Source organism: Neomoorella stamsii, assembly GCF_002995805.1.
Classification (GTDB): Bacteria; Bacillota; DSM-521; order Neomoorellales; family Neomoorellaceae; genus Neomoorella; species Neomoorella stamsii.
The window spans coordinates 1-26,566 of sequence record NZ_PVXL01000047.1; the positions used below are offsets into that span (position 1 = coordinate 1).

At 56.8% G+C, this 26,566-nt stretch carries 28 protein-coding genes and 1 riboswitch; of the genes, 1 reads left to right on the plus strand and 27 read right to left on the minus strand.

The window, feature by feature from the left end:
• The first annotated feature begins 15 nt into the window (after positions 1 to 15).
• On the plus strand, positions 16 to 141 hold the full coding sequence (locus MOST_RS18560) for a YlzJ-like family protein (protein WP_422879886.1): 126 nt from the start codon (positions 16 to 18) through the stop codon (positions 139 to 141).
• A 54-nt stretch (positions 142 to 195) separates the two neighbouring features.
• On the opposite strand, the gene MOST_RS10715 is transcribed toward MOST_RS18560, so the two are convergent.
• The 27 genes from MOST_RS10715 to MOST_RS10845 all read right to left on the minus strand — a co-directional run.
• On the minus strand, positions 196 to 1,863 hold the full coding sequence (locus MOST_RS10715) for a ribonuclease J (protein WP_054936056.1): 1,668 nt from the start codon (positions 1,861 to 1,863) through the stop codon (positions 196 to 198).
• A 134-nt stretch (positions 1,864 to 1,997) separates the two neighbouring features.
• Positions 1,998 to 2,897 (minus strand): 4-hydroxy-tetrahydrodipicolinate synthase, encoded by a 900-nt coding sequence (gene dapA / locus MOST_RS10720; protein ID WP_054936057.1) that lies wholly within the window; start codon positions 2,895 to 2,897, stop codon positions 1,998 to 2,000.
• Positions 2,884 to 4,125, minus strand: coding sequence for an aspartate kinase (gene dapG, locus MOST_RS10725; RefSeq protein ID WP_054936058.1), 1,242 nt, complete (start codon positions 4,123 to 4,125; stop codon positions 2,884 to 2,886). The genes dapA and dapG overlap by 14 nt, the downstream gene beginning before the upstream one ends.
• 15 nt (positions 4,126 to 4,140) lie before the next feature.
• Positions 4,141 to 5,148: an aspartate-semialdehyde dehydrogenase gene (locus tag MOST_RS10730; RefSeq protein WP_054936059.1), complete on the minus strand. Its 1,008-nt coding sequence runs from the start codon at positions 5,146 to 5,148 to the stop codon at positions 4,141 to 4,143.
• Positions 5,149 to 5,155: 7 nt separating this feature from the next.
• A complete protein-coding gene (locus MOST_RS10735) occupies positions 5,156 to 5,770 on the minus strand; it encodes a dipicolinate synthase subunit B (protein ID WP_054936060.1) in 615 nt (204 codons plus the stop codon).
• A 22-nt stretch (positions 5,771 to 5,792) separates the two neighbouring features.
• The gene (gene dpsA, locus MOST_RS10740) at positions 5,793 to 6,686 is read right to left on the minus strand and encodes a dipicolinate synthase subunit DpsA (protein WP_054936061.1); all 894 of its coding nucleotides are present in this window, start codon (positions 6,684 to 6,686) and stop codon (positions 5,793 to 5,795) included.
• 78 nt (positions 6,687 to 6,764) lie between these two features.
• The gene (gene dapB, locus MOST_RS10745; RefSeq protein WP_422879887.1) at positions 6,765 to 7,556 is read right to left on the minus strand and encodes a 4-hydroxy-tetrahydrodipicolinate reductase; all 792 of its coding nucleotides are present in this window, start codon (positions 7,554 to 7,556) and stop codon (positions 6,765 to 6,767) included.
• 101 nt (positions 7,557 to 7,657) lie between these two features.
• Positions 7,658 to 7,861: riboswitch (Lysine riboswitch) on the minus strand.
• Between the two features lie 58 nt (positions 7,862 to 7,919).
• Positions 7,920 to 8,186: a YlmC/YmxH family sporulation protein gene (locus MOST_RS10750; protein ID WP_054936062.1), complete on the minus strand. Its 267-nt coding sequence runs from the start codon at positions 8,184 to 8,186 to the stop codon at positions 7,920 to 7,922.
• A gap of 6 nt (positions 8,187 to 8,192) precedes the next feature.
• The gene (locus MOST_RS10755; protein ID WP_054936063.1) at positions 8,193 to 8,507 is read right to left on the minus strand and encodes a hypothetical protein; all 315 of its coding nucleotides are present in this window, start codon (positions 8,505 to 8,507) and stop codon (positions 8,193 to 8,195) included.
• 46 nt (positions 8,508 to 8,553) lie between these two features.
• Complete coding sequence (locus MOST_RS10760) at positions 8,554 to 8,931, minus strand: dUTPase (RefSeq protein WP_054936064.1); 378 nt, start codon at positions 8,929 to 8,931, stop codon at positions 8,554 to 8,556.
• A gap of 13 nt (positions 8,932 to 8,944) precedes the next feature.
• Positions 8,945 to 10,210, minus strand: coding sequence for a M16 family metallopeptidase (locus MOST_RS10765; RefSeq protein WP_054936065.1), 1,266 nt, complete (start codon positions 10,208 to 10,210; stop codon positions 8,945 to 8,947).
• Positions 10,211 to 10,235: 25 nt separating this feature from the next.
• The gene (locus tag MOST_RS10770; RefSeq protein WP_054936066.1) at positions 10,236 to 11,327 is read right to left on the minus strand and encodes a D-alanyl-D-alanine carboxypeptidase family protein; all 1,092 of its coding nucleotides are present in this window, start codon (positions 11,325 to 11,327) and stop codon (positions 10,236 to 10,238) included.
• 88 nt (positions 11,328 to 11,415) lie between these two features.
• A complete protein-coding gene (locus MOST_RS10775) occupies positions 11,416 to 12,132 on the minus strand; it encodes a polysaccharide deacetylase family protein (protein ID WP_054936067.1) in 717 nt (238 codons plus the stop codon).
• A gap of 68 nt (positions 12,133 to 12,200) precedes the next feature.
• Positions 12,201 to 14,438: a polyribonucleotide nucleotidyltransferase gene (locus MOST_RS10780; RefSeq protein WP_054936068.1), complete on the minus strand. Its 2,238-nt coding sequence runs from the start codon at positions 14,436 to 14,438 to the stop codon at positions 12,201 to 12,203.
• A 143-nt stretch (positions 14,439 to 14,581) separates the two neighbouring features.
• Positions 14,582 to 14,851 (minus strand): 30S ribosomal protein S15, encoded by a 270-nt coding sequence (gene rpsO, locus MOST_RS10785; protein ID WP_054936069.1) that lies wholly within the window; start codon positions 14,849 to 14,851, stop codon positions 14,582 to 14,584.
• A gap of 137 nt (positions 14,852 to 14,988) precedes the next feature.
• Positions 14,989 to 15,210 (minus strand): hypothetical protein, encoded by a 222-nt coding sequence (locus tag MOST_RS10790; protein ID WP_054936070.1) that lies wholly within the window; start codon positions 15,208 to 15,210, stop codon positions 14,989 to 14,991.
• Between the two features lie 77 nt (positions 15,211 to 15,287).
• A complete protein-coding gene (locus MOST_RS10795) occupies positions 15,288 to 16,250 on the minus strand; it encodes a bifunctional riboflavin kinase/FAD synthetase (RefSeq protein WP_054936071.1) in 963 nt (320 codons plus the stop codon).
• 12 nt (positions 16,251 to 16,262) lie between these two features.
• Positions 16,263 to 17,177 (minus strand): tRNA pseudouridine(55) synthase TruB, encoded by a 915-nt coding sequence (gene truB, locus MOST_RS10800; RefSeq protein WP_054936072.1) that lies wholly within the window; start codon positions 17,175 to 17,177, stop codon positions 16,263 to 16,265.
• Entirely contained in the window at positions 17,177 to 18,139 is a 963-nt protein-coding gene (locus MOST_RS10805) for a DHH family phosphoesterase (protein ID WP_054936073.1), read from the minus strand. The genes truB and MOST_RS10805 overlap by 1 nt, the downstream gene beginning before the upstream one ends.
• The gene (gene rbfA / locus MOST_RS10810; protein WP_054936074.1) at positions 18,126 to 18,500 is read right to left on the minus strand and encodes a 30S ribosome-binding factor RbfA; all 375 of its coding nucleotides are present in this window, start codon (positions 18,498 to 18,500) and stop codon (positions 18,126 to 18,128) included. Before rbfA ends, MOST_RS10805 begins: the two co-directional genes overlap by 14 nt.
• A gap of 7 nt (positions 18,501 to 18,507) precedes the next feature.
• Entirely contained in the window at positions 18,508 to 21,303 is a 2,796-nt protein-coding gene (gene infB, locus MOST_RS10815; RefSeq protein WP_054936075.1) for a translation initiation factor IF-2, read from the minus strand.
• An 18-nt stretch (positions 21,304 to 21,321) separates the two neighbouring features.
• Complete coding sequence (locus MOST_RS10820; protein ID WP_054936076.1) at positions 21,322 to 21,630, minus strand: L7Ae/L30e/S12e/Gadd45 family ribosomal protein; 309 nt, start codon at positions 21,628 to 21,630, stop codon at positions 21,322 to 21,324.
• Complete coding sequence (gene rnpM / locus MOST_RS10825) at positions 21,623 to 21,904, minus strand: RNase P modulator RnpM (protein ID WP_054936077.1); 282 nt, start codon at positions 21,902 to 21,904, stop codon at positions 21,623 to 21,625. The genes MOST_RS10820 and rnpM overlap by 8 nt, the downstream gene beginning before the upstream one ends.
• 2 nt (positions 21,905 to 21,906) lie before the next feature.
• Positions 21,907 to 22,995, minus strand: a complete 1,089-nt coding sequence (gene nusA / locus MOST_RS10830) for a transcription termination factor NusA (protein WP_054936078.1) — start codon at positions 22,993 to 22,995, stop codon at positions 21,907 to 21,909.
• Positions 22,996 to 22,997: 2 nt separating this feature from the next.
• Positions 22,998 to 23,474, minus strand: a complete 477-nt coding sequence (rimP, locus tag MOST_RS10835) for a ribosome maturation factor RimP (protein ID WP_054936079.1) — start codon at positions 23,472 to 23,474, stop codon at positions 22,998 to 23,000.
• 405 nt (positions 23,475 to 23,879) lie between these two features.
• Complete coding sequence (locus tag MOST_RS10840; RefSeq protein WP_054936080.1) at positions 23,880 to 25,562, minus strand: ribulokinase; 1,683 nt, start codon at positions 25,560 to 25,562, stop codon at positions 23,880 to 23,882.
• 46 nt (positions 25,563 to 25,608) lie between these two features.
• The coding region (locus tag MOST_RS10845; protein WP_245909666.1) for a rhamnulokinase at positions 25,609 to 26,566 on the minus strand (958 nt) is incomplete at its 5' end.

Sequence of the window (26,566 nt, forward strand, 5' to 3'; positions counted from 1 at the left end):
CACCTGACCCTGGAAATCGAACCCTTGAGTTTCAACCAGGCCCGGGTGGTTCGCCTGATCAGCACCAACCCGGCCGACTACCTGGCCGGCCCCTACCAGCCGGGCGCAGTCCTGGAATTTGCCCCCCCGGAGCGTCTTTAATCCTGGTAGCCTTGATTAAAAAAGAACCGGGGCCTTCCGGCACCGGTTCAAAAATTATACCTCCATGATAATCGGCAGGATCATGGGGCGACGTCTGGTTTTCTCATAGAGGAACTTGCTCAAATTGTCACGGATATTGCTTTTAATAGTAGCCCAGTCAGTTACCTTGCGTTCTTCGCATTTTTCCAGAGTCTGGCGGACCTTTTCTTTGGCCTCCTCCAGCAGTTCCTCGGCCTCCCGGACATAGACAAAGCCACGGGAGATAATATCCGGCCCGGCAATGACTGCTCCCGTCTCTTTGCTTAAAGTCACGACGACTATCAAAAGGCCGTCCTGAGCCAGCTGCTTCCGGTCCCGCAGGACAATATTGCCTACATCGCCCACCCCCAGGCCATCCACCAGGAGCCTCCCGGCCGGTACCCGGCCGGTAATGGCGCCCCGGTCACGGGTAAACTCCAGTACCTGGCCATTTTCCGCTACGAAGATATTCTCCGGCGGTATCCCCAGGTCTTCCGCCAGGCGGGCATGTTTAATCAGCATGCGGTATTCACCGTGGACGGGGACAAAGAACCTGGGTTTAACCAGGCTTAAAACCAGCTTCAGCTCTTCCTGGCTGGCGTGGCCGGAAACATGGACCCCATCTATAGCTTCGTGGTAAACATCAGCCCCCTGCTTGAAGAGCTGGTCTACCGTCCGCGCCACCAGTTTTTCATTGCCGGGGATAGGTAAAGCTGAAATAATTACCGTATCCCCGGGAACAATTTCAATCTGGCGGTGATCATTCCTGGCCATGCGGGTCAGGGCCGACATGGGTTCCCCCTGGCTACCGGTAGAAATAATCACCGTCCTGTTTTTAGGCAGGTAGGCCAGCTCGCTTAAGTCCACCAGGGTATCTTCAGGGATATCCAGGTAGCCCAGCTCCAGAGCAATGTTAACGACGTTGACCATACTCCGCCCTACCACGGCTACTTTACGATTATACTTGTAGGCGGTAGAGATTATCTGCTGCAACCGGTGTACATTGGACGCGAAACTGGCAACAATAATGCGCTCCCTGGCCTGGCGAAATACTTCATCAAAGGTTTCGCCGACCACCCGTTCGGACATGGTAAAACCGGGGCGCTCCACATTGGTGCTATCGGACAGCAGGACCAGGACGCCCTCTTCCCCAAGCTGGGCAAACTTGTAGAAATCAAATACCTCACCATCGATGGGCGTGTGGTCAATCTTAAAGTCGCTGGTATGCACGATGGTCCCCACCGGCGTGTGGATGGCCAGGGCCACGGTATCGGCAATGGAATGGCTCACATGGATAAACTCCACCTTGAAGGGGCCAATTCTTAACGTGTCCCGGGGCTTAACCTGCTGTAATTTGACCCCATTCAAGTTCCCCTGCTCTTTCAACTTGGCCTGGAGCAGGGCCAGGGTCAGCCTGGTACCATACACGGGTACATTCAAGTCCTTCAGTACATAGGGTAAGGCGCCGATATGGTCTTCATGGCCATGGGTAACGATAATCCCCTTCACCATTTGTCGGTGTTCCAGCAGGTAGCTGTAATCGGGAATGACCGCGTCAACGCCCAGCATTTCTTCCTCGGGAAAGGTCAAGCCACAATCAATGACCAGTATGCTGTTTCCGTACCTGATCGCCATCATGTTCTTGCCGATTTCCCCGAGGCCGCCCAGGGGTATTAAAGAAACCTTTTGCTCATTTTCGGCCATTAATCCACCTCCATTTTTCATTTGTCAAAGATAAACTTGCAGCACGTTCACAATTAAAGACCGGGCCTGCTACCGCCGGCCCGGTTTTAACCCCACGTTCTAAACCAGCTATATATATTATACCTCAAACGGTCTTATCTCGCAACATCAAACGCCTGTAAAATGCCCGCCGCTTTCAGGGCCGCGGCGATTTTTTCCTTTTCCGCCGGGCTAGCCCCGACCAGGGGCAAACGTACCGGTCCGGCCGGTAAGCCCAGCATTTGCAACGCTTCCTTCACCGGTACCGGGTTGCTGGTAATAAAGAGGGCTTTAAATAAGGGGAAGAGCTCCCGGTGCAGTGTTGCCGCACCGGCCACATCGCCGCTGACAAAGGCCCTGACCATGGCCTGCATCTTGTCGCCCACCAAATGGGCGGCGACGCTGATAATGCCATACCCGCCTACGGCCATTAAGGGCAAGGTCAGGGAGTCGTCACCGCTATACAGGAGAAAATCAGGCGGCGCCTCCCTGATAATGGCCGTCGCCTGGTCCAGGTCGCCGCTGGCTTCCTTTACGGCGACGATATTTTTAATCTCTGCCAGGCGTAAAGTCGTGACTGCATCCATATTGCGCCCCGTCCGGGAAGGTATATTATACAATATAATAGGGAGGGAAACGGCCTCGGCAATGGCTCTAAAATGCTGGTATAAGCCCTCCTGGGAAGGACGGTTATAATAAGGTACCACAAGCATTAACCCGTCCACACCAAGGGTTTCTGCCTCCCGGGAAAGCTCGATACTGGCGGCGGTGGAGTTGGTACCTGTGCCGGCAATGACTGCCGCCCTGCCTCCCACTGCTTCTTTAACGGCCCGGAAAAGGGCTATTTTTTCCTCGTGGCTCAAAGCCGGCGACTCCCCGGTGGTGCCGGCCACCACCAGGCCGTCGCTGCCGTGGTCTACCAGGTAAGCGGCAAGTTTCTTAGCGCCGTCCAGATCTAATTTACCGTCTGCTGTGAAAGGGGTCACCATGGCTGTGAGGATTCTACCCCATGGCATAAGCTTTCACCTCGCCTGTTTCTTCATCGTGTAGCTTGAATTCCCGGTGCAGGACCTGCACGGCCCGCTCCATATCCGCCTGGTCTACCAGGCACCATATCGATGTATAAGAATCGGCCGATTGTAAAATCTTTATCCCCGCACGGTTCAGGGCAGTGACAATGGTTGCCATTACCCCGGGTACGCCGCGCATGCCGGCCCCCACGGCAGCCACCTTGGCACAGCCGGGGTGGGCCGTAACGTTAAGGCCCAGTCCCTCAATCAGCTCCACGGCCCGGCCGGCAACGCCGGCGGCAACCGTAAAGACCAGTTCCCCGGGAAAGACGTTAATAAAGTCAACGCTGATGTTATTCTGGGCCAGGGTCTGGAAAACTGTGTCGGCCCCTTCGCCATCGGGTACAGCAACCCTGAGCTGGGTCAGGCCCGCCATATGGGTGATACCGGTAATCACCCGGTCGCGGCTGATATGCACGCCGCTGGGAGCCGGCTGCCAGGCCACCACCAGGGTGCCAGGCCCGTCGCCAAAGGTGGATTTTATCTTTAAGGGTATATTTCCTTCCCTGGCAATTTCCACGGCGCGGGGGTGGATTACTTTTGCCCCTTCATAGGCCATTTGGCAAACTTCCGTATAGGTGATGGTACTCAAGGTCCTGGCATCGCTGACGATCCGGGGGTCGGCCGTCTTGACACCATCGACGTCGGTGAATATCTCTACCGCTTCCGCCTTCAGGGCCACGCCCAGGGCTGCGGCCGTTGTATCACTGCCGCCCCGCCCCAGGGTAGTAATTTCCCCCGCCTCGGTAACTCCCTGGAAACCGGCCACCACCACTATCCGATCCTGCTCCAGGTAGGACTGGACACGCCGGGGCTCCACCCTGAGGATGCGGGCATCATTAAAGCGAGCATCGGTAATAATGCCGGCCTGGCCGCCGGTGAGAAAAACGGCCGGTATACCCCGTCCCTGTAAAGTGGCGCTTAAAACTACACCGGCAATAATCTCCCCGCAGGCCAGGAGCAGGTCGCGCTCCCTGGGCGAAACCTGGTTGTCCCCCAACAGGTCCAGTAAAGTATCGGTGGCATAGGGCGCCCCCCGGCGGCCCATGGCCGAAATGACGACCGCCACCCGGTAGCCGGCCCGGCAGGCCTTTTCGATATGCCGGACCACCATTAACCGCTGTTCAGGGGTGGCTACCGACGAACCGCCAAATTTCTGGACCAGGACCTTCATCACCGTCACCTCGCTCTAGAGAAGGCCTTCCTGCACCAGCAATTCCGCAATCTGGACGGCATTGGTAGCAGCACCTTTACGCAAATTATCGGCTACAACCCACATATTCAGGCCATTGGCGATGGTAAAATCTTCCCGTATACGACCGACAAAGACTTCATCCCTGCCGTCGGCCTGGATGGCCAGGGGATAGGCTTTGGCTTCCAGATCATCCACCACCACGACCCCCGGCGCCCGGCGCAGGAGTTCCCTGGCCGCCGCTGCCGTAAGTTTTTCCCGCGTCTCCACATTGACTGCCTCCGAGTGGCCGTTAAAGACCGGCACCCGCACCGTAGTGGCTGTGACCTGGATCTGGTCATCCCCCATGATCTTTTTAGTTTCATTAACCATTTTCATCTCTTCTTTGCTGTAACCGTTCTCCAGGAAGACATCGATATGGGGCAGGCAGTTAAAGGCTATCTGCCAGGGAAAAACTTTACCTGTTACCTCTTCCCCGGCCAGTACCTGCCGGCTTTGCTGCCGCAGTTCATCAATAGCTTCCTGGCCGGCTCCGGAAACGGCCTGGTAGGTAGAAACAACAATCCGCTTGATGCCGGCAGCATCATAGATAGGTTTTAAAGCTACCACCATCTGGATGGTAGAGCAGTTGGGATTGGCAATTAAACCTTTATGCCAGCGGACGTCCTGGGGGTTGACCTCCGGTACCACCAGGGGTACTTCGGGGTCCATGCGGAAATTATTGCTGTTGTCAATCACCACCGCCCCGGCCTCCACTGCCGCCCGGCCGTAAATCTTGCTCGCTTCGCCGCCGGCAAAAAGGGCCACGTCGATCCCGGCAAAGGAGGCCGGCGTGGTTTCCTCGATAACGTACTCTTCGTCCCTGAAGGTCACGGTCTTGCCTGCTGAACGGCTGGTAGCCAGGACCTTCAGTTTACCAACGGGAAAATTCCTCTCCTCTAAAACCTTGAGCATGGTCTGGCCTACGGCCCCGGTACCAACTACAGCGACACTGTAAGTCTTCATCAGCTGATTACTCTCCTCCTGTCACCTGCCCCTTTAGCGGAGGACCCAGTAAAAGGGGCTGGATCTGGCGCCCCTCCAGGGCCGCCAGGATGGTATCAACAATTAAATCCATCCTGGCTACCAGGGAATTGGGTTTATTGTGCGGGTCATCCTGGCCAAAGGGGACCAGGTAAATATTTTTCATGTTCATTACCCGGCCTAAATTTACGGCGTTAGCCCCCAGGCCGTCGTTGGTGGAAATGGCCAGCACCACTGGCCGCAGGTTCCGCAGCTGGGCCTTCATGGCCATCAGGACCGGTGTATCGGTAATCCCGTTGGCCAGTTTGGCCAGGGTATTGCCGGTGCATGGGGCAACTATAATGACATCGAAGAGTTTCTTAGGACCGATTGGTTCCGCCATTACGATAGTATCGACGGCTTTTTGCCCGGTAATCCTTTCTACCTCCGCCCGCCAGAAGGCACTGGTGCCAAAGCGAGTATCGCTGTCCCTGACAGCCGGGGACAGGATAGGGACAACCTGGGCACCTTCAGCAACTATCCTGGCCAGCTCTTGGATAACCGCCGCCAGGGTACAATGGGAGCCTGTGACGGCAAACCCTACCCTTTTGCCCTGCAGCCGCATTTTAAGCACCTCCACGTAGGGTTTACAGTCGTTCCAGGCAATTTAAAATCAGGGTGGGATAAATGCGGGCCAGGATCTGCCCGGCCGTCCGGGGGGCCACTTTACCTGGCAGTCCCGGGGCCAGCATGGCCCGGCGCTTGAGGGCCGTAGCGGCAGTGAAATCTGTGCCGCCCGGATCCGACGCCAGGTCAATAATCAGGACATCGGGCCTGGTGCGGGCCAGGAGTTCTCCTGTTAGGACCGGCGCAGGTACAGTATTAAAAATGACGTCGGCCCGTACGACTATGGCCGCCAGTTCCGTAAAGGTAAAGGCCGGCCAGCCTTCGGCGTAAGCCCGGGCCCGGTCGGCTGCGCCCCTGTCGATTACTGTTACTCTTGCTCCCACCCCGGCCAGCATCCTGGCCAGGGTAAAACCGGTCCGCCCCAGTCCCAGGACAAAGGCCTCACAGCCGTGGAGGGTAATGGGGAGTTCCTGCATGGCCAGCATGATGGCTCCTTCGGCCGTAGGGATGGAATTTAAGATGGCCATTTCATCCATCTCGGCCGTCTCCACCAGCTGCCAGCCACGTTCTGCCGCCATCTCTTTCAGGTAGGCCCGCGCCACCCCCACCAGGACCGGTGTTCCTGCCGGGATGGCCCCAGCCAGTTCCCGGGTGAAATATAGGGGTTGCCGCGCCCGCGGAGCATGAATTATACCTCCAGCCTTAATCCCCGGTACCGGCAAGATAATTACCCCTGCCCCCTGCACGGCGTCCAGGGGATCGTCATAACAGGCACAACCTTCTTGCTCCGGTAACTCTCCCAGGCCCGCCACCCTGACCTCGGCCCCCTGGCGCAACAGCTCCTCCAGGAGAATGACTTCCCGGGCATCGCCGCCAAGCATTGCCACCCTGGTCCCTGCCAGCATCCCGCCCATGCCGGAACGACCTCCTGCCAAGTTAGTACACCTGTACTACTTGCAATATATGTGAGGCCGCCCCAGGAGGTGCCAGGTCTATAATTCTAGTAAATTTTCCAGCCCGTAAACCACCCCCTTAAGGTGTAGGACCTGCCTTACAGCCAGTAAAAGCCCCGGTAAAAAGGCTTCCCGGCTGATAGTGTCATGGCGAATGGTCAGGAGCTGTCCCTGGCCGCCCAAAATTACCTCCTGGTGGGCCACCGCCCCCGGCAGGCGAACACTGTGGACGGCCAGGCCCCGATATGTGGCCCCCCTGGCCCCGGCGACCTTTTCTTCTGCCGCCGGCGGGGCCAGGGCCGTCTCTATCTCCTCAGCCATTAGTTCTGCCGTTTTTAAGGCCGTTCCCGAAGGAGCATCGATTTTTTGTTCATGGTGCATTTCAATAATTTCCGCCCGGGGGAAGTAACGGGCGGCCTGCCGGGCAAAGTGCATCATTAAGACGGCCCCTAAAGAAAAGTTGGGAGCCACCACCGCGCCCACCTGCCTGGCTTCGCAAAGCTGGTGCAGCTCATCCAGCTGCTCCAGGCTGATGCCGGTGGTGCCAATCACCGGGCTTACTCCCTGCTCTACGGCCAGCCTGGCGTTGGCCAGGGCGGCAGCAGCCACAGTAAAGTCAACCATCACCTGCGGTCGGGTGGTTTTTATTACTGCTGCCAGGTCATCATTAATGAGCACCCCCGCGGGCTGCAGGCCGTTTAAGGTACCGATATCCGTACCAACCGCTACCCGGTCTACGGCCCCTGCTACTTCGATATCTCCTGCCTGCAGCAGGCCCTTCGTCATTTCCCGGCCCATACGGCCGGCTGCACCGGTGACCACAACCCTGATCGTAGTTGCCCACCTCTCTTAAAAAATTAAGGGAAAACCATGAGCATCCCGCTCCGGTTTTCCCCCCGGATTACCAGAATACTCATCTCGTCAGGCCTCTTCGTGCGAGTAGCGCTCCACCGTAAATAGGCAACGATCCTTCGTGGCACTAGCCTCTACGGTGACAGTCCGGCCCTTGTTCAGCGGCCGGCCCAGGGAGAAGGTCCGGGCTAACCATCTCCCTTCGGCAGCGTACCCTTTCCTGCCGGCTCACCGGTGCCCGCCTCACCGGCAGTACTCTTGCCCGCTGCACCTCTACCCCACTGCACACGAGATGAGTTTATAGCTTTGTTTATCTCATGATACCATCAGGAAAAAGTCCTGTCAATCTTTCTCGCGCCGGCGGCTGTAGGTGGGATCCAGGCTGACGACTACTACTTCGGTGCCGACCTTGTGGACGGCTTCCCAGGGGATCACCAGCTCCTGGCGGCTGCCAAAGAAAGGCATCCAGCCCCCCCTGACAGGAAGGACAATGGCCGCAATTGTCCCCCCGGCCAGGTCTAGGACCAGGTCGGCATCGCCTATATGCCCCAGGCGGGAGCCGTCGTAAAGGTTAATTATCTCTTTGCCCATGAGTTCCGACAGGCGCATAAGCCTCTACCGCCCCTTCAGCCGCGGCCAGAGACCCAGCACCAGGGGTTGGATAAGAGCTATTACCAGGGCGACAACGGCCAGGGGATCGACCATCAGCCCACCAATGGCTATCACTTCCGGCAGGCTGATCTTTAAAAAGCTGACCAGGAGCACGAGGGAGAGGTAAATACCCCCGGCGATGGCCACCAGTTCGGCCAGGGCCCGGGAAACAGGGCTGGCTACCGCTTCCACATTGCTGCTGCGGTAAAAGCCGACCTTGGCCCGAAGGGCCAGGATAAAAAGCAGCAGCAGGAGGCAGAAAAAGAATAACGTGAGCATGGATTTCATCTCCCTTCGCTACAACATATGAAGGGAGATAATTACTTTATGCTTCCCCGTCCTCCCGGGCGGCGGCATATTCCTGGCGGGCCGTTAGTCCCTGCTGCCGGCGAAAGTTTTCCTGGTTTTTGGCGAGATACGCCTGGTAAAATTCTTCTGCCGTAATTCCGGCTTTAAGGCACATGCTGACGAGAAAGTGGAGGATGTCGACGAGTTCGCCTTTGATGGCTTCGCGGTCTAAAGGATGGGGGTTCTTCCACCACTTAAAGTTTACTTCCTCCAGGAGTTCCCCCAGTTCGGCGACCATGGCCAGGACTTCCTTCTGGATCCACTCCGTCGGGCTGTAATCCGGTAGCTGCCGCCGCCGGGCCAGGTCCTGGTCGAAGCGTTCCTGGAGGGCAAAAATATGCTCTAAACGATCCATAGAGTTGTTCCTCCTATATCCCGGCCTGGCGAGCGCGCTCGGCCAGGTCTAGGGGTCCAACTTCCGGCCCCAGGGTGGTCAGGGATAAGTATTCCGGCTGGAAGATACGCCTGGCAATGGCCTGGACGTCATCTTCAGTTACCTTATTTAACCGCTCGATTACTTCTTCCGCGGTAATTACCCTGCCAAAGGTGAGTTCCGTCTTACCCAGCCGGCTCATGCGATGGTTGACATTTTCCTGGCCGAGGAGCAGATTACCGCGGATCTGATCCTTGGTTCGCTTCAATTCTTGGGCTGTTACCCCTTTGTTTTTTAAGGAAGCGATTTCTTCCAAAATCAAGCCTACTACCTGGCGGTAATTGTCCGGGCTAGTACCGGCATAAACGGTAAACAGGCCGCTGTCACTAAAACCGGCATGGTAAGAGTATACGGAATAGGCCAGGGCCTGTTCTTCGCGGATGAGCTGGAACAGGCGGGAGCTCAGGCCCCCACCCAGGATATTATTCAGGGCCTGGAGGGCATAAATGGCTGCATCATCCTGGGGCAGACCCGGTACCCCCAGGCAGATCTGCACTTGCTCCGTATCTTTAATGTTAATACTAACTCTGGCCTGGCTGCGGGGCGGTAAGTATTCTCCTTCCTTGCCAGGGCAGGTTTTAAGGCCGAAGGCCGCCTGCAATTTGGTAACCAGTTCAGCAGTATTAAATTTCCCGGCTGCCGCCAGGACAATATTGGCGCTATTATACTGTTCCTGGTAGTAGCGGTAAATGATATCCCGGTTTAAATTGTTTACCGATTCATAAGTACCCAGAATGGCCCGCCCCAGGGGATGACCCGGCCAGATGGTCTGGGCAAAGAGGTCATGAACCAGTTCATCGGGGGAATCCTCATACATCTTTATTTCTTCCAGGATGACCTTTTTCTCTTTTTCGATGTCCTCGCCAGCCAGGAGGGAGTTAAAAAGCATGTCGCTCAAAACGTCGATGGCCAGGTCCAGGTGTTCGGCCAGAACCCGGCTGTAAAAGCAGGTATATTCCTTCGTCGTAAAGGCGTTGATTACTCCACCGACTGCTTCCAGCTCCTCGGCTATCTGCCGGGCCGTCCGCCTGGTCGTTCCCTTAAATAACAGGTGCTCCAGAAAATGGGAAACGCCCTGGTTGGTTTCGTCTTCATTGCGGGAACCGGTACGCACCCATACCCCCAGGGCTATGGAATTGGCAAAGGGAACCTCTTCGCTAACCACCCGGATGCCGTTATCCAGGATATTTTTCTGGTACATTCCCTTCCCCCTAACTTTTTCTGCCTTACTTCTTAAACATAGACCACCAGGGCAGGGCAGCCACATCCCGGGTGGCCACCAGGGTAGAGCTGGCTACCTCCCGGCCCTGGAACAGGATTTTTACCTGGCCCAGTTCCTGCCCTTTGCTAATGGGAGCTTTGACAAAAGCTGGCAGGAGCACGCGTTTTTCCAGTAAAGCTGCCTGGTCCATGGAAACGGTAAAACCGGTCGTCACGACCGGTGCTACGGGAACGCTTATCACTTCCCCGTTTTTGACATACACCTGGCCGGCAGGTTCCCCGGCCCTGGCTGTTTCGGTATAAAAGCCATTAAATCCATAATCCAGGAGGGCGCGGGCATCGGCGTAGCGGTCGGAACTGCCCAGGACGACGGCGATAAGCTGGCGTCCCCCCCTGGTAGCCGAGGCGACCAGGCACTGACCGGCGGCGTTGGTCGTACCCGTTTTGACCCCGTCGGCACCGGGATAGGAACCCAGCAGGCGGTTGGTATTGTAGAGATAGCGCACACCGTCCGGCGCCGGGATCTGGTCCTCTTGAGTCGCTACTAACCGGCGAAAGACGGGGTTACCCAGGGCGTAACGGGTCATGAGGGCCAGGTCGTAGGCAGTGGTATAATGGCCCGGGTCAGGTAGGCCATGGGGATTTTTAAAATGGGTGTGGTTGGCCCCCAGTTGCCGGGCTTTACGGTTCATGAGCCAGGCAAAATCCTCTTCCGTGCCGGCCAGGCTTTCGGCAATGGCTACTGTGGCGTCATTGCCGGAATTGAGCAGGGCGCCTTTAACCAGGTCGCCCAGTTTTACTACTTCTCCCGTGGTTAAATAGATACTGGCCCCGGGCGTGGTGGCGGCATACTTGCTTACCTTAACGGGGGTATCCAGCCGGCCCAGTTCCAGGGCCAGGATGGCGGTCATGATTTTCGTAGTACTGGCCGGTGGCCGCTCTTCCCGGGCGCCATGCTCATACAGGACCTGGCCGGTACCGGCCTCCATCAAGACAACCGCCGGTGCCGTGAGGTAAGGTTCACCGGCAGCCTTTGCCGCCCCGGACCAGAACAAGCAAGCTATGATAATAAGTAGCCCGTAAGCAAGCCTTCGCAACAGGCCTTCACTCCCCGGAAAATTTTCTTAAACAGGGGTTATTATATCCAGGGAAGGCCGGCCTTATAAAAAAACAGGACCTGCTCGTTTAAAGGATCTCGGAAACTGTTACCAGGGCATAGCCCCGTTGTTGCAGTTGTTTCAGGAGCTCCGGCAGGGCTTTGCTTGTCGGTTCGGTTGGGTGCAGCAGGACAATAGCGCCGTTCTGGCATTTGGGGATTACCGTCGCCAAGATATCATCTGGCCTGGTGTTGGGCAGGTAATCCCCGGTATTTATGGTCCACATGATAAATTTATAACCCAGGTCCCCCGCCGCTGCCACCACCTGGGGTTTGCTCTCACCGTAGGGAGGAGAGTAGAGGGCAGGTTTCTTGCCGGTGATGGCCATCAGGGTCGCTTCCCCTTTCTGGATGTCCCGGCGATTCTCCTCCCGGCTTAAATTATCGGGGTGGGGATGGCTCTGGCCATGGTTACCTATTTCATGACCACCGGCCAGCATCTGCCGCACCAGGTCCGGGTGACGTTCGGCCCACTGGCCGGTGGGAAAGAAGGTGGCCCGCGCCCCGGCCTGCTGCAGGGCCGTCAAAATGGCCGGCAGGTATTCTTCGCCCCAATCAATGGTAAAGGTCAGGGCCACGGCCTTACGACCCGGGTCACCCTGGTAAATGGGCTGGGTTTTCATGGCCGGTACTGCTCCTCCCCTAAGCCAGCGCCAGGCTGTAAAACTTAAGGCAAGCAATAACCCCAGGGCCAGTAAAACCCCTAACCGCCGCAGCCACTGCCGCCGGTAGTAGAGCACATACATTGACCGCACCACCTTTATAGCGTACTGATCAATGTATATGCCCGTACTTCCATAATCAGACTTGCCCGCTAGCGCGGCCGCCGGGTGTTAAAGCTACGGTTACCACCGTCCCGGCCCTGCCGGCGAAAATGGCGCCCGCCCCCTTCAGCAACCGCCTGCTGCAGGGCTTCTTTACGGGAAAGTTTCAGCCGGCCCTGGGGATCAAAGCCAATGGCCTTGACCAGGATATAGTCGCCCTCCTGGACCACGTCTTCCACCTTTTCCACCCGTTCATTGGCCAGCTGGGAGATGTGCACCAGGCCCTCTTTGCCGGGCATGCCCAGGACGCCGGGGATGACTTCCACAAAGGCACCAAAATCAGTTATCCTGGTTACCTTGCCGTTATATACTTTACCCGTTTCCACTTCCTGGGTCAGGGCTTCGATAATCTCTACCGCCCGTTTCCCATTGGCGGCATCGGTAGAAGCGATAAAGATGCGGCCGTCGTCTTCGACATCAATCTCCACGCCGGTTTCTTCAATAATCTTTTTGATAATCTTGCCACCCGGGCCGATGATATCCCGGATTTTATCAGGATCAATGGTCATGGTCAGCATCCTTGGAGCATAGGGTGATAACTCCGGCCGGGGTTCCGGGATGGTGGCCAGGATCTTATCCAGGATGAACAGGCGTCCCCGCCGGGCCTGTTCCAGGGCCCGTTCTAAAATGGCCCGGTCTATGCCGGGAATTTTAATATCCATCTGCAAGGCCGTAATCCCGTTTTTGGTGCCGGCAACTTTAAAATCCATATCGCCCAGGGCATCCTCAATCCCCTGGATGTCCGTCAATACGGCCACCTGGTCCCCCTCCTTGACCAGGCCCATGGCCACCCCGGCCACCGGCGCCTTAATGGGCACACCGGCGTCCATGAGGGCCAGGGTACTGCCGCAGACGCTGCCCATGGAAGTGGATCCATTGGATCCCAGGACTTCGGAAACCAGGCGAATGGCATAGGGAAATTCTTCTTCCAGAGGGATCATGGGTTCCAGGGCCCGTTCCGCCAGGGCACCGTGGCCGATTTCCCGGCGCCCGGGGGCACGGATGGGCCGCGCTTCCCCGACACTGTAGGGCGGGAAGTTATAATGGTGCATATAGCGTTTGGACTCGTCGACCCCCAGGTCGTCCAGGATCTGCTCATCACTGATGGGGCCCAGGGTAGTTACCGTTAATACCTGGGTTTCGCCCCGGGTAAACAGCCCCGAACCATGGGTGCGGCTCAATACCCCTACTTCACAGGTAATGGGCCGGATTTCATCCAAAGCGCGGCCGTCGATCCTGACGCCTTCGGTAAGGATCATTCTCCGGACAATTTCCTTCTCTATTTTGGTAATTAAATCATTGACCAAGCGTGGTACCTCCGGGTGCTCCGCCAGCATCTCTTCTTTGCCAGCCAGCACCAGGTTCTTGATTTCTTCCCGGCAGGCTTCCAGCCGCCTTTCCCTTTCCTGCTTGATCAGCTTTTCATCGCGGCTGGTGTAAATGGCTTCCCGCAGGCGCGGGGTGGCAATCTCCCGAACCTGGCTTTCCAGTTCAGGATCCAGGTGGGGTTCAACCACTTCCTGCTTTTCTTTGGCCAGGCCCAGCTCTAAGGCCTCAGCGCGGAAATTATTGATAAAAGCAACAATACGTTTAATCTCTTCATGGGCCTGCATGATACATTCCAGCAGCAGGTCCTCGGGAACCTCTTTAGCCCCTGCTTCAACCATCATAATAGCCGTATCCGTACCGGCTACTACCAGGTTTAAAGAACTTTTTTCATCTTCACCCAGGGTCGGGTTAATAACCGGCTTGTTTTCGATTAAACCGACACTTACTGCGCCAATGGGGCCAGCAAAGGGAATGGACGAAATAGTCAGGGCGGCCGAAGCGCCGATAATACCGGCTACATTGGGCGGGCAATCTTGATCTACTGATAAGACCGTAGCTACGATATGGACGTCGTTACGGTAATACTTGGGAAATAAAGGCCGGATGGGCCGGTCAATCAACCGGGCCGAGAGGATTGCCTTTTCGCTGGGCCGGCCTTCCCGTTTAATAAAACCGCCCGGGATTTTGCCGGCAGCATAAAGCCTTTCTTCGTAATCAACCGTCAGGGGGAAAAAATCGATTCCTTCCCGCGGTTCAGCTGAAGCCGTGGCCGTGACCAGCACCATGGTACCGCCGTAAGTTACCAGGACGGCACCACCGGCCTGGCGGGCCAGCCGGCCGGTTTCCAGGATTAAATCCCGACCGGCAATGGTGAGGGTCTTCCGTAATACCCCTTGCATTAGTTTTAAGTAGCCTCCTTAAAATATGCCATTAATAAACTTTAATTCATTCGACATTTGTTATAGTATTTCCTTCCAATGTCGCCTTAAATACTGTGAAAAACTCATTAAAAAAGGGAGCGGCCTGACCGCTCCCCTTAAAATTACCGCCTTAAACCCAGGGCATCAACAATTTGCCGGTAACGCTCAATGTCGTTGTCCCGCAGGTAGTTAAGTAAACCACGGCGTTGACCAACCATTTTCAGCAAACCCCGGCGTGAGTGATGGTCCTTGTGGTGCACCTTTAGGTGTTCCGTCAGGTGGTTGATGCGTTCCGTAAGGATGGCAATCTGGACTTCCGGTGAGCCGGTATCATTTTCATGCTGCCGGTAGCGGGCGATAATTTCCCTCTTTTTAGCTGGATCCAGGGCCATCGGCGTCACCTCCTTCTCCTTAAAATCCCCAACCGGCCAAGAAAAGCGTCGGAGCTTCGCTAATCCTCGCCTCGGGTTCATTAACTATATTATAGGCCTACCGGGCACTAAACGCAACTATTCCTTTTGCCTGCCTGTTACTTACCAATAATAGTAATCACCAGGCGCCCGGCTAACACATCTTTCACCACCAGGTCAAAGGGGCGCCCGGAAGCTGCCATAAAACCCCGGAAACGGGTGGCCGTGGGTATATGGCCGGGGATGCTTTTAGCTGCTACCCGGATATCATGCTCATTAATCTGTTCCTGGCGTAAGTCCTGCAGGCGTTTCCTGGCGTGGGCAGTAATCACTACCTTCATCATTCCCAGCCCCAATCTAGCCACGGTAAATTTTTGGATTCGCCGCAGTATATTCTACGCCATGGCCCTGCGGGTGGTTACGCCTGCCGGTCGCGGGGCTGGGAGGTAAACAAACTATCGCCGCTCAAAAACTCTCGCGCCTTGGCGCTATCTTCCTGCAACTGGGCTACTAATTCCTGGGGAGAGGCAAATTTCCGCTCCGGGCGTAAGAAAGCGCGCAACTCGAGTTCTACTTCCTGGCCATAGAGGTTACCCTCAAAATCCAACAAATGGGCTTCAATGGTTGCCGGCAGGGCCGGTCCGAAGGTGGGGCGGCGGCCGATATTGACTACAGCCTGGCGCACCTGGTCCTGGAAGCGGGCCAGGCAGGCGTAAACTCCCCATGCCGGCAGCTTGACTTCCGGCGGTACGGCCAGGTTGGCAGTTGGAAAACCGAGTTCACGACCGCGCCGGTCGCCACCAACGACGGTACCGGCCAGGACCGGCCAGTAACCCAGGAGATTCCTGGCGAGGGGAATGTCCCCCCGGTCGAGGGCGTTACGGATGGCGGTACTGCTGACGGTTAACCCTTCGTAGGTTACCGGGGCCATTACTTCTACCTTAAAACCGAGCTCCTCTCCCAGCCGACGCAATAAAGCCGGTGTACCGGCGCCCCGGTGACCAAAGGTAAAATTAAAGCCCACGGCCACCAGCCGCGGTTGAAAATGGGGCCAGAGAATATCCCGCACAAAGGTTTCAGGCGGTAGCTGCGCCAGTTCCCTGGTAAAGGGCAGGAAGAACAAAAAGTCGACTCCCAGGGCAGCTATTAACTTTTCCTTCCTGCCCCTGGTCGTTAAAAGGCCCGGTGGATTATCACCGAGTACCTGGGCGGGATGGGGTGAAAAGGTAATAACTACTGCCGGCTTCCCCCTCGTCCTGGCTTTCTGGACAATACTACCAATTAAATGCTGATGACCCCGGTGGACGCCATCGAAATTCCCTAGGGCCAGGTAACAGTCTCTAGCTATTTCCCCTTCAGGCATTCCCTGCCATACCTGCATCACTTTACCCCTTTACTTCAGAACCTTGTCGGGTTTAAAGCAATATACTTCACCTTTTGTCACCACCCTGGCTACGGCCAGGAGAACCCCAGCGGGAGTTTCCAGGCGGGCCAGGCTCCCCGGCCGGAGTGCCGGTACCTGAATGCAGTCAGCCGGGTCGATGGCAGCGCCATTGGCCACTGCTTTGATGACCTTTTCCCTGACGGTAATTACCGGCAGGTGGGTAATACCCGCTGCTGGCGGCAGGAGAAAATCCCCGTTGCCCCCGGCTACCCGTGCCGCTATTTCTTCCAGGGTCCAGGCCTCTTCCAGTTTAAAACAGCCGGCGCGGGTGCGGAGCAAGAAGGCCAGGGTAGCCCCGCACCCCAGGTAATCACCCCAGTCGGCTCCCAGGGTACGGATATAAGTGCCTTTGGAACAGGTAATATCTGCCATAACCCGGAAGAACGGCCCGTCCGGCCACCCTTTAAGCACCTGGAAATTCTCGATGGTCACCCGGCGGGCCGGCCGTTCTACCTCCTGTCCCTCCCGGGCCAGTTCATAGAGGCGCCGGCCCTGGTAATGAACCGCCGCAACCATGGGAGGTACCTGGCTGATGGTACCGGTAAAACGCCGGGCCGCTGCCTGGAGTTCCTCGAGTTTTAAGCCCGGGCAACCCGGCCTGGCCAGGACCCGACCGCCGAGATCCTGTGTATCAGTTTTGAGCCCCAGGATAAACTCCGCCCGGTAGGCTTTGCCCCCCGCCTGGATATATTCCAGTAAACGGGTGGCTTTCCCCACAGCTACCGGCAGCACCCCGGCGGCCATGGGGTCCAGGGTGCCGCCATGGCCAATCCTCTGTTCCTTTAAAAAGCGGCGCAGGTTCTGGACAACATCGTGGGAAGTAAGGCCGGGAGGCTTTAAAACGTTAATAAAACCCGTTAACATTAAAGGGCCTCACCTGCTGCTGCTACAACCATGGTTACAACTGTATCAAGATCACCTCTAATCGTACAGCCGGCAGCGCGGCGGTGGCCGCCGCCGCCAAAGCGGGCGGCTACTGCGTTAACGTCAACAATTTTTTTAGAGCGTAAACTGACCTTAACCAGGCCGTCAGGCAATTCCCGGAAGAGCAGTCCTACCTCAACGCCGGCAATGCTGCGCGGGTAATTTACCAGTCCCTCGGCGTGTTCCGGCAGGGCGCCAATGGTGTCTAACGTGGCCCTGGAAACCGTCAGCCACGCTACCCTGCCGTCATAGGCCAGGGTCAGGGTGGGTAAAACTGCCGCCAGCAACCGGATACTGGCCAGGGGCTTCCTTTCCCAGAGATATTCCCTGATCAGGGACAAATCCGCCCCCTGCTCCATGAGTCTCGCTGCCAGGCGCATGGTCGTAGCCGTACAATTCTCGTACTGGAAAGAGCCGGTGTCGGTAGCCAGGGCTGTATAAAGACAGGTAGCTATTGCCGGCGTAATGGATACCGGGATTTTTTCCAGGACGGTATAGATTAACTCGGCCGTTGCTGCCGCCCGGCTGTCCACTAGGTTCAGGTCCCCGAAACGGGTATTGCTGACATGGTGATCGATGTTAATTACCATTTTGGTTTTTTGCCGCCACTGGCTGAAGCCTTCCCCGGCCCGCTCCATGTCGGTACTATCAACCATTACCAGAAGCGATGGTATCTCTTCTACCTTCGCTGGTGGGATGATGGTTTCCTGGCCAGGCAAAAACTGAAACATATCCGGTACCGGGTCGGCATTAACGGCCACTGCCCTTGTACCCCGCTGCCGCAGGGCCAGGGCCAGGGCCAGTGTGGAACCCAGGCAATCCCCATCGGGGATAATATGGGAGACAACGGCTACATCCCGGGCCGTTGCCAGGGTAGCAGCTATACTTTCAATGGCCGTCATGCCCCTGCTCCTCTGCCTTGACGCGCGCCAGCAACCTGTTGATATGATCGCCGTGCTCGATGGACGCATCAAATTTAAAGGTAATTTCCGGAGTATAACGCAGGCTCAGGCGCTGGCCGATTTCCCGCCGTACAAAGCTCGTTGCCCGAGCCAGGCCTTCCATGACCTCACTCTTTTGGGCTTCATCCCCGTAGATACTGACGTATACTTTAGCATAGTGGAGATCGTTGGAAAGCTCTACCCCAGTAACCGTAACCAGGCCGGCTTCCAGGCGGGGATCCTTCAATTCATCCCGCAAAATCTGGGCAATTTCCTTTTTCATCTGTTCGGCAACCCGCTCAACCCGCAGCGCCACGGCCATCGCCTCCCTACATTTCCCGTTTAACCTCTTCTATCATATAGGCTTCGATAACGTCGCCTTCCTTAATGTCGTTAAATTTTTCCAGGCCGATACCGCACTCATAACCCTGAGCCACTTCCCGGACGTCATCCTTAAAGCGCTTCAGCGAGTCAATGCGGCCTTCAAAGACCACCACCCCGTCCCGGATTACCCGGGCCAGGGCCCGGTTCTGGATTTTGCCTTCGGTAACAAAGCAACCGGCCACCGTACCTACCTTAGGCACTTTAAAGGTAGCTCGTACTTCAGCCCGGCCCAGGACCACTTCCCGTTTCACCGGTTCCAAGAGACCGGTCATGGCAGCTTTAACCTCATCGATAATCTCGTAGATCACCCGGTAGAGACGGATTTCTACCCCTGCTTCTTCCGCTGCCTTGCGGGCGTTGGCGTCCGGGCGAACGTTAAAGCCGATGATAATGGCTTTAGAAGCTGCGGCCAGCATGACATCGGTTTCGGTAATGGCACCGACGCCGCCATGAATGATACTAACTTTAACTTCGCTGGTAGACAATTGCTCCAGGGCCGCCCTCAGGGCCTCCACCGAACCCTGGACGTCTCCTTTGACCACCAGATTAAGTTCTTTAACTTCGCCAGCTTCCATCTGCTTGAACAGGTCATCCAGGGAGGTCTTACCGGCTGCCTTTAATTCTTCCTGGCGCCGTTCTTCCTGGCGCAAGGTGGCAATCTGGCGGGCCAGCTTTTCATCCTCTACCACCTGGAAAATATCACCGGCCTGGGGCAGATCGGAAAGACCCAGGACTTCCACCGGCATGGAGGGCTCGGCGCTCTTTACCCGCTCGCCCTTATCGTCAAACATGGCCCTGACCCGGCCGTAAACCGCCCCGGCTACCAGGTTGTCGCCAACCTTCAGGGTACCCTTCTGGACCAGCATGGTAGCCACCGGGCCGCGACCTTTATCCAGCTGGGCTTCAATGACAATCCCCCGGGCCGGACGATTGGGATTGGCCTTGAGTTCCATCATATCGGCCGTGAGTAAGGTCATTTCCAGCAATTCATTCAGGCCCTCCTTTTTGAGGGCTGAGACGGGTACCATGATGGTATCGCCGCCCCACTCTTCTGGCACCAGGCCGTACTCCGTCAACTGCTGTTTGACCCGGTCCGGGTTGGCATCAGGACGATCTATTTTATTAATGGCCACGACAATGGGTACCCCGGCAGCTTTGGCATGGTTAATGGCCTCCACCGTCTGGGGCATGACACCATCGTCGGCAGCCACCACCAGGATGGCAATATCCGTCGCCTGGGCTCCCCTGGCCCGCATAGCCGTAAAGGCCTCATGGCCGGGAGTATCCAGGAAAGTGATTTTCCGGTTTTTAACCTTTACCTGGTAGGCCCCGATATGCTGGGTGATACCACCGGCCTCGGTGGCCGTAACATTGGTGCGCCGGATGGCATCCAGCAAAGAGGTCTTGCCGTGATCGACATGGCCCATAACAGTTACTACCGGCGGCCGTTCTTTTAGGGTTTCGGGATCGTCTGGCAAGTCTTCCAGGACAGTGAGGGGTTTTTCCTCTTTAACCTCAACAATGGCACCCATTTCCTGGGCGACAATGGCGGCCGTATCTATATCCAGCTCCTGGTTAATGGTAGCCATTACACCCTGGCCCATTAAAAACTTGATAACTTCAGCCGCTGTTTTGCCGATCCTTTTTGCCAGTTCCTGGACGGTAATACTACCCGTCAGGGTTATCCGGCGGACGACTTTGGGCGCTTCCTGCTGGGCGGCCTTAGCCTTATTTTTATCTTTATCCCGCCGCAGCAAACGCTCTTCCCGCTGCTGTTCAAGCTCAACCAGCTTGCGGTTGCGACCGGTTTCGGCCTGTTTGGTAGCCGGCTTACCCGCCGGCCGTTCCCGCCGCTTTTCCGGCAAATCCTTGGTAACTGCATCCGGCGGCTTCGGTATACGTAACTGTTTATTTCTAGCCGGCCTGCCGGCGCCTTTGCCTGCCGGTCGCTGGGCAGCAGCCGGGACTGGTACCTGCACCTGCTGGTCAACCCTGGCCGGTCGCTCCTCCCGCTCCGGGCCCCGGCGTCCTTCCTGCTCCTGGCCTTTATTATCTCGCCGGCGCGCCTGCCCTTCTTCCTGCCGTTTCTTAGCCCGTCCTGGTTGTTGGCCAGCTTGCTGACCGCCAGCCCGGGATTGCTGGTTCCCGGCCGCCTGCTTGCCGGATCGTTCTTTACCTTCCTGTTCCAGGGGCCGTTCGGGTTGGGCTGCAGCAGGGGCAGGTTCCACTCCCGCCAGCTTCCGCTCTTTTTCCGGCCGGGCCTTAGCCCCTGACTCTGCCGGCGGCATGGCAGTTGCCTTCCCGGTAACCTGCTGGGGCTGGCCGGCACCTACCTTCTCTGCACCCTGCTGTAGCGGGGTAATTGCTGCCGCCTTCCCAGCGCCCTCTTCGGGCCTGGCAACTGCTGCTTTCTCAGCACCCTGCTGGGGCTGCCTGGTCGCTGTTTTCTCAGTAATATGCTGGGCCTTCCCGGTCGCTGCCACCTTCTCAACAACTGGCTGGGGCGGTGCAACAGCTTCTGCCACCGGCGTCGCCGGTGCTGCCTGTAGTTGTTTTAGCTTGGCCGCCCTGGCTGCCCGCCACATTTGCCGGTAATGGTTGCGTATTTTTATTACTTCCCCGTTTTCCAGGACACTCATGTGGGAACGGGTATATATACCCAGCTGAGCCATGGTATCCATTAAATCCTTATTAGAAACCCGTAATTCCTTGGCTAATTCGTAGACGCGTGTTTTGGCCATTAAACCACCCCCATATTCTCATGCACCAACCTCCCGTACTTGCTGCCGGATTAACCTGGCCAGATTTGCATCAGTAACGCCGACGACGGCACATGGAGGTTTACCTAGCGCTGCTCCCATAGTAACTTTATCACCATAAACGATTCCTTCAATTGCGTACTCCCGGCAGGTTGTTAACAACTTACTCTTTAGCCGGGGGCTGCTGTCACCCGCCATTAGCAGGAGAAAAACCTTCCTCTTCTTTAAAGCCGCCATAACTGCCTGGTATCCCCAGGCTACTTTGCCCGCCCGGTAAGCCAGGCCAAGGAGGTTATAAATATCATTCATTGCCATTACCCTGGCTGAGACTGGCCTCGAGATCTGCCAGGACCTCCGGGGTTAAACTTACGCCTAAAGCCCGCTCCAGGGCCCGGCTTTTAACGGCTTTGCGCAGGCATTCCACCCTGGGGCAGATATAGGCCCCTCTCCCGGCACGTTTCCCGGTAGGGTCAAGAACCACCTCTTGCGCCGGTGTACGGACAACTCGCAATAAATTACGCTTATCATTGCGAGCCCGGCAACCGACACACATCCGCACGGGTATTTTCCTGGGCTTGGGCAAGCTTACTCCTCCTCTATCCCGCCTTCAAGATCCAGGTCATTATCCCAGGTATCCCAGTCACCAGCTTCCGACTCACTTTTAATATCAATTTTCCACCCTGTTATCCTTGCCGCCAGGCGGGCATTCTGGCCTTCCTTGCCAATGGCCAGGGATAACTGGTTATCAGGGACAATTACCTGGCTAACCTTATTTTCTTCATCCACGGTAACGTCCAGGACCCTGGCCGGACTCAAGGAGTTGGCCACAAAAACAGCCGGGTCATCACTCCATTTAATAATATCGACCTTTTCGCCCCGGAGTTCCTGGACCACTGCCTGCACCCGGGAGCCTTTAGGCCCCACACAGGCGCCGACGGGGTCCACCTTTTCATCCCGGGAATGGACGGCAATTTTGGAGCGAGCACCGGCTTCCCGGGCCACTCCCTTAATCTCCACAATCCCATCATGAATTTCCGGTACTTCCAATTCAAAAAGCCTTTTAATCAGGCCGGGATGGGTGCGGGACACCAGGATTTGCGGTCCTTTGTTGGTCTTGCGTACTTCCAGGATATAAGCTTTTAAACGTTCTCCCTGGCGGTAAACCTCACCGGGACTTTGCTCGCTGGGAAGGAGGATGGCCTCGGCCCGGCCCAGGTCAAGGATAATATTTTTACCCTCCTGGCGCTGGACAACCCCGGTAACAATATCGTTCTCGCGGCCAATAAACTCATCATAAATTAAACTCCGCTCGGCTTCACGAATACGCTGGACGACTACCTGTTTGGCCGTCTGGGCAGCAATACGCCCAAAATCCCGCGGCGTTACCTCCTTTTCCACCACATCGCCAATCTCATAATTGCTATTTATGGCCCGGGCTTCAGCCAGGGAAATCTCCGTCCGGGGATCGCCTACCTCTTCTACCACCTGGCGCTGGGCCAGAACTTTAATCTCCCCTGTATCGCGCTGGATTTCCACCCGGACATTCTGGGCCGACCCAAAATTTTTCTTATAAGCCGATATCAAGGCTGCTTCGATGGCTTCCAGCAGGATGTCGACCTTAATACCCTTTTCCTTTTCCAGGTCCCGTAATGCTTGGATAAATTCGATATTCATCCTTAGGCCTCCTCATCCTCCGCCAGGTCAAACACCAGCCTGGCAGTCGCTACCTGGTCCAGGGGGATGGCCAGCCGGCGCCCATCATCGAGCTGCACCTGCACCTGCCCCTCCTGGTAACCAAGGAGCTGCCCCTGGAAATGACGTTGACCGTCAATAGGGGCAAACATACGCAATCTAACTTTACGCCCGGCAAAACGCTGAAAATCGGCTTCTTTTTTTAAGGGGCGCTCCAGGCCCGGCGATGATACTTCCAGGTAATAGCTGTTGGGAATGGGGTCCTCCTGGTCCAGGATGTCACCGACGGTCCGGCTGACCTTCTCACAATCATCCAGGCCAATACCTTCCGGCCGGTCGATAAACAGCCGCAGGATATAGCGCCCTCCTTCCCGGCCGTATTGCAGGTCGACCAGTTCGTAGCCCATCCCGGTCAGGACTGGTTCTACCAGGCCCTGGATTAACTCTGTCAGTTTGCTCAAAAAAGTGGCCTCCCTAAATTTTCAACATAAAAGAGTGGGCACTGACCCACTCTTTTCCAGCAACACACCAGGTAATGTCTGAGTGAAAACAACCTGAACATAGTATAGCACAGGTTGCTCCGGGCTGCAAGGGAAAAAAATAAATTTGCCTGTCTTCCTATGCCCCCCCGGTTCAGATCGCCTAATGGGAAGTTGCATTCCTCCAACCGGAACCGTTTTATCGTCGTTAACAACCCCGGCGCTGATTGGGTGAAAAAATTGCGGCAGCCCATGGCTTCCCCCTCAGGGTGTTAAGTTACACTTAACCCGGATAACCCCCCACCCTCTCCACATCATCGCCGCTTTTCCTCCGCTTATGTTCCTATTTTCACAATTAAGCCAGGTTTAATGAGGAATTGTACCCCTCTACATCTTCCGCAAATGATCCTCCAGCACCATGCCCAGGGTCAGATAGTCCCGGTACAGCTCGCGGTACCTGGCGGCATTTTCAGGGTCAGGGGTGTATGTTTTGGCGAAGCCGCAGCCCATCTTTTCCTGGGCCGCCTCCACCACCGGGTATAACCCGGCAGCAACGGCGCCGAACATGGCGGCCCCCAGGGCGCAGGTCTGGTCCGAGGCCGCAACTTTGATAGGCATAGCAAGCACATCGGCCAGGACCTGCATGGCAAAGTCGTTCTTCCTGGCGATGCCGCCCAGGGCGATGACTTCTTTGATTTCTATGCCTTCTTCCATAAACCGGTCGTTGATGGCCCTGGCTCCATAGGCCGTGGCCTCTACCAGGGCGCGGAAAATCTTAGGCGCGGTGGTTCCAAGGGTCAGGCCGGTAATGGCTCCCTTCAGTGTCTGGTCGGCGTAGGGGGTCCGCCGGCCGTTGAGCCAGTCCAGAGCCAGTAATCCCGTCTCGCCAGCATTGATCCTGGCTGCTTCTTCCGAAAGGCACTGGAGGAGGCGGCCTTCTATCTCTTCCTGCAACTTTTCACCGGTCTCCCTATTTACCAGGGAGGTTTCCGGCAAGATGGCCTCCAGGGGCCAGGTGAGGAGGTCTTTGAACCAGGCATAGACGTCGCCGTAGGCTGACTGGCCTGCCTCCAGGCCGATGAGGCCGGGTATGACCGAGCCGTCTACCTGGCCGCAGATGCCGCCGATTAATTTATCGCCGATTGTTTCCTTATGAGCAACCATAATATCACATGTGGAAGTGCCCATGATCTTCACCAGGGTTCCGGGGGTAATCCCGCCGCCAACGGCGCCAATATGGGCGTCAAAGGCCCCTACCGCTACCGCAATCCCCGGCGGTAGATTAAGCCGCTCCGCCCATGCTGGCGTGAGATTTCCGGCCCTGGTAGCGGCATTGTACGTCTTGCTGTAGAGCCGGTCGCGCAGGCCCTGCAGGAGAGGATCGATACGTACCAGGAATTCCTCCGGCGGTAGCCCTCCCCATTCTTCATGCCACATGGCTTTGTGCCCGGCCGCGCATCGGCTTCTCTTGAGGAGCCGGGGGTTTTCGGTGCCTGTGAGCAAGGCCGGTATCCAGTCGCAATGTTCTACCCAGGAATAGGCCGCTGCCCTTACCGCCGGGTCGTGACGTAATATATGGAGGATCTTGGCCCAGAACCACTCGGAGGAATAGACCCCGCCTTCATATTTGGTGAAATCGGTGCCACCCCAGTGGCGGGCCGCATGGTTGATCTCCCCGGCCTCCTGCACGGCGGTGTGGTCCTTCCAGAGAATGAACATGGCGTTGGGGTTCTCGCTAAACTCTTCGCGCAGGGCCAGAGGCCGCCCGTCGGCATCGACAGGACCCGGTGTTGAACCCGTGGTGTCAATGCCGATGCCCGCCACCAGCTGTGCTGCCCCTGGCGGCAATTTGGCCAGGGCCCCCTTGACGGCGGCTTCTAACCCTTCGAGATAGTCCAGTGGGTGCTGGCGGAATTGATTCCGGGCCGGGTCACAGTATTTACCTGCGGCCCAGCGCCGGTAATATGCTACCTCACTAGCCTGCTCTTCCCCGGTGGCGGCGTCGACCACCACCGCCCGCACCGAATCGGTGCCAAAGTCGACGCCGATGACAAGATTATAGTCATCCATATAATATACCTCCATGGTAAATAACACGACAAACTATGGGGAAGTATCAGCCCAGCAGCCTAATAAATGCCTCATACTTTTCCTCCCACACATCTGTCTTTTCTGCTTCATAAGTTTTCAGGGCAAAGGAACGACGAACGATTTTCCGGGCTTCATTCAAGCTTCCCACTTCTCCCATGGCCATAGCCTGGACCAGGAGATTGCCGGCAGCCGTGGCTTCCACCGGACCGGCCACCACCGGGCGCCCGGTGGCACTGGCGGTAAACCGGCAGAGAAGCTCGTTCCGCGTGCCGCCCCCAACCATGTGAATGACCGGAAGTTCCTTCCCCAGTATACCCTCCAGCTTTTCCAGCACCCAGCGGTATTTCAGGGCCAGGCTTTCCAGGGCGCACCTGACGATTTCGCCTTTAGTCTGGGGTACCGGCTGGCCCGTTTCCCGGCAGTAGGTCTGGATGGCCGCCGGCATGTCTTCCGGGTTCAGGAAGGCCGGGTGGTCCGGGTCGATAACGGCAGTCAAGGGACTGGCCTCCCGGGCCAGGGCCGTCAGCTCGCCGTAACTTAATTCTTCTCCCCGGCGCTCCCAGGTGCGGCGGCACTCCTGGACCAGCCACAGGCCGGTGACGTTCTTTAAGAGCCGGAAGGTACCGCCGACGCCGCCTTCGTTGGTAAAGTTGAGGCTTAAGGTTTGCTCGTTGATTACCGGTTCCCTGACCTCAACCCCTACTAACGACCAGGTACCGCAGCTGATGTACATGTAGTCCGGCCCTGCTGCCGGCACGGCGGCTACGGCGCTGGCCGTATCGTGGCTGCCGGGGGCAATGACAGCTATTTCCCCGGCTCCCGTTTCCCGGGCCATCCGGGGTAAAAGTGGGCCTACAATCGTCCCCGGCGGGTTGATGGCCGGGAGCAGGTTAACCGGTAACCCTAACTTTTCCAGCATACCGTTGGCCCAGGTGCCGGTACGGGGGTTGTACATCTGGGTGGTACTGGCGATGGTAAACTCG

Bases quoted from the DNA above. Each gene is read 5' to 3' on its own strand.
- MOST_RS10715 (WP_054936056.1), bottom strand. From the start codon at position 1,863: ATGGCCGAAAATGAGCAAAAGGTTTCTTTAATACCCCTGGGCGGCCTC.
- dapA (WP_054936057.1), bottom strand. From the start codon at position 2,897: ATGCCATGGGGTAGAATCCTCACAGCCATGGTGACCCCTTTCACAGCA.
- dapG (WP_054936058.1), bottom strand. From the start codon at position 4,125: ATGAAGGTCCTGGTCCAGAAATTTGGCGGTTCGTCGGTAGCCACCCCT.
- MOST_RS10730 (WP_054936059.1), bottom strand. From the start codon at position 5,148: ATGAAGACTTACAGTGTCGCTGTAGTTGGTACCGGGGCCGTAGGCCAG.
- MOST_RS10735 (WP_054936060.1), bottom strand. From the start codon at position 5,770: ATGCGGCTGCAGGGCAAAAGGGTAGGGTTTGCCGTCACAGGCTCCCAT.
- dpsA (WP_054936061.1), bottom strand. From the start codon at position 6,686: ATGGGCGGGATGCTGGCAGGGACCAGGGTGGCAATGCTTGGCGGCGAT.
- MOST_RS10750 (WP_054936062.1), bottom strand. From the start codon at position 8,186: ATGCGCCTGTCGGAACTCATGGGCAAAGAGATAATTAACCTTTACGAC.
- MOST_RS10755 (WP_054936063.1), bottom strand. From the start codon at position 8,507: ATGCTCACGTTATTCTTTTTCTGCCTCCTGCTGCTGCTTTTTATCCTG.
- MOST_RS10760 (WP_054936064.1), bottom strand. From the start codon at position 8,931: ATGGATCGTTTAGAGCATATTTTTGCCCTCCAGGAACGCTTCGACCAG.
- MOST_RS10765 (WP_054936065.1), bottom strand. From the start codon at position 10,210: ATGTACCAGAAAAATATCCTGGATAACGGCATCCGGGTGGTTAGCGAA.
- MOST_RS10775 (WP_054936067.1), bottom strand. From the start codon at position 12,132: ATGTATGTGCTCTACTACCGGCGGCAGTGGCTGCGGCGGTTAGGGGTT.
- MOST_RS10780 (WP_054936068.1), bottom strand. From the start codon at position 14,438: ATGCAAGGGGTATTACGGAAGACCCTCACCATTGCCGGTCGGGATTTA.
- rpsO (WP_054936069.1), bottom strand. From the start codon at position 14,851: ATGGCCCTGGATCCAGCTAAAAAGAGGGAAATTATCGCCCGCTACCGG.
- MOST_RS10790 (WP_054936070.1), bottom strand. From the start codon at position 15,210: ATGAAGGTAGTGATTACTGCCCACGCCAGGAAACGCCTGCAGGACTTA.
- MOST_RS10795 (WP_054936071.1), bottom strand. From the start codon at position 16,250: ATGCAGGTATGGCAGGGAATGCCTGAAGGGGAAATAGCTAGAGACTGT.
- truB (WP_054936072.1), bottom strand. From the start codon at position 17,177: ATGTTAACGGGTTTTATTAACGTTTTAAAGCCTCCCGGCCTTACTTCC.
- MOST_RS10805 (WP_054936073.1), bottom strand. From the start codon at position 18,139: ATGACGGCCATTGAAAGTATAGCTGCTACCCTGGCAACGGCCCGGGAT.
- rbfA (WP_054936074.1), bottom strand. From the start codon at position 18,500: ATGGCCGTGGCGCTGCGGGTTGAGCGGGTTGCCGAACAGATGAAAAAG.
- infB (WP_054936075.1), bottom strand. From the start codon at position 21,303: ATGGCCAAAACACGCGTCTACGAATTAGCCAAGGAATTACGGGTTTCT.
- MOST_RS10820 (WP_054936076.1), bottom strand. From the start codon at position 21,630: ATGAATGATATTTATAACCTCCTTGGCCTGGCTTACCGGGCGGGCAAA.
- nusA (WP_054936078.1), bottom strand. From the start codon at position 22,995: ATGAATATCGAATTTATCCAAGCATTACGGGACCTGGAAAAGGAAAAG.
- MOST_RS10840 (WP_054936080.1), bottom strand. From the start codon at position 25,562: ATGGATGACTATAATCTTGTCATCGGCGTCGACTTTGGCACCGATTCG.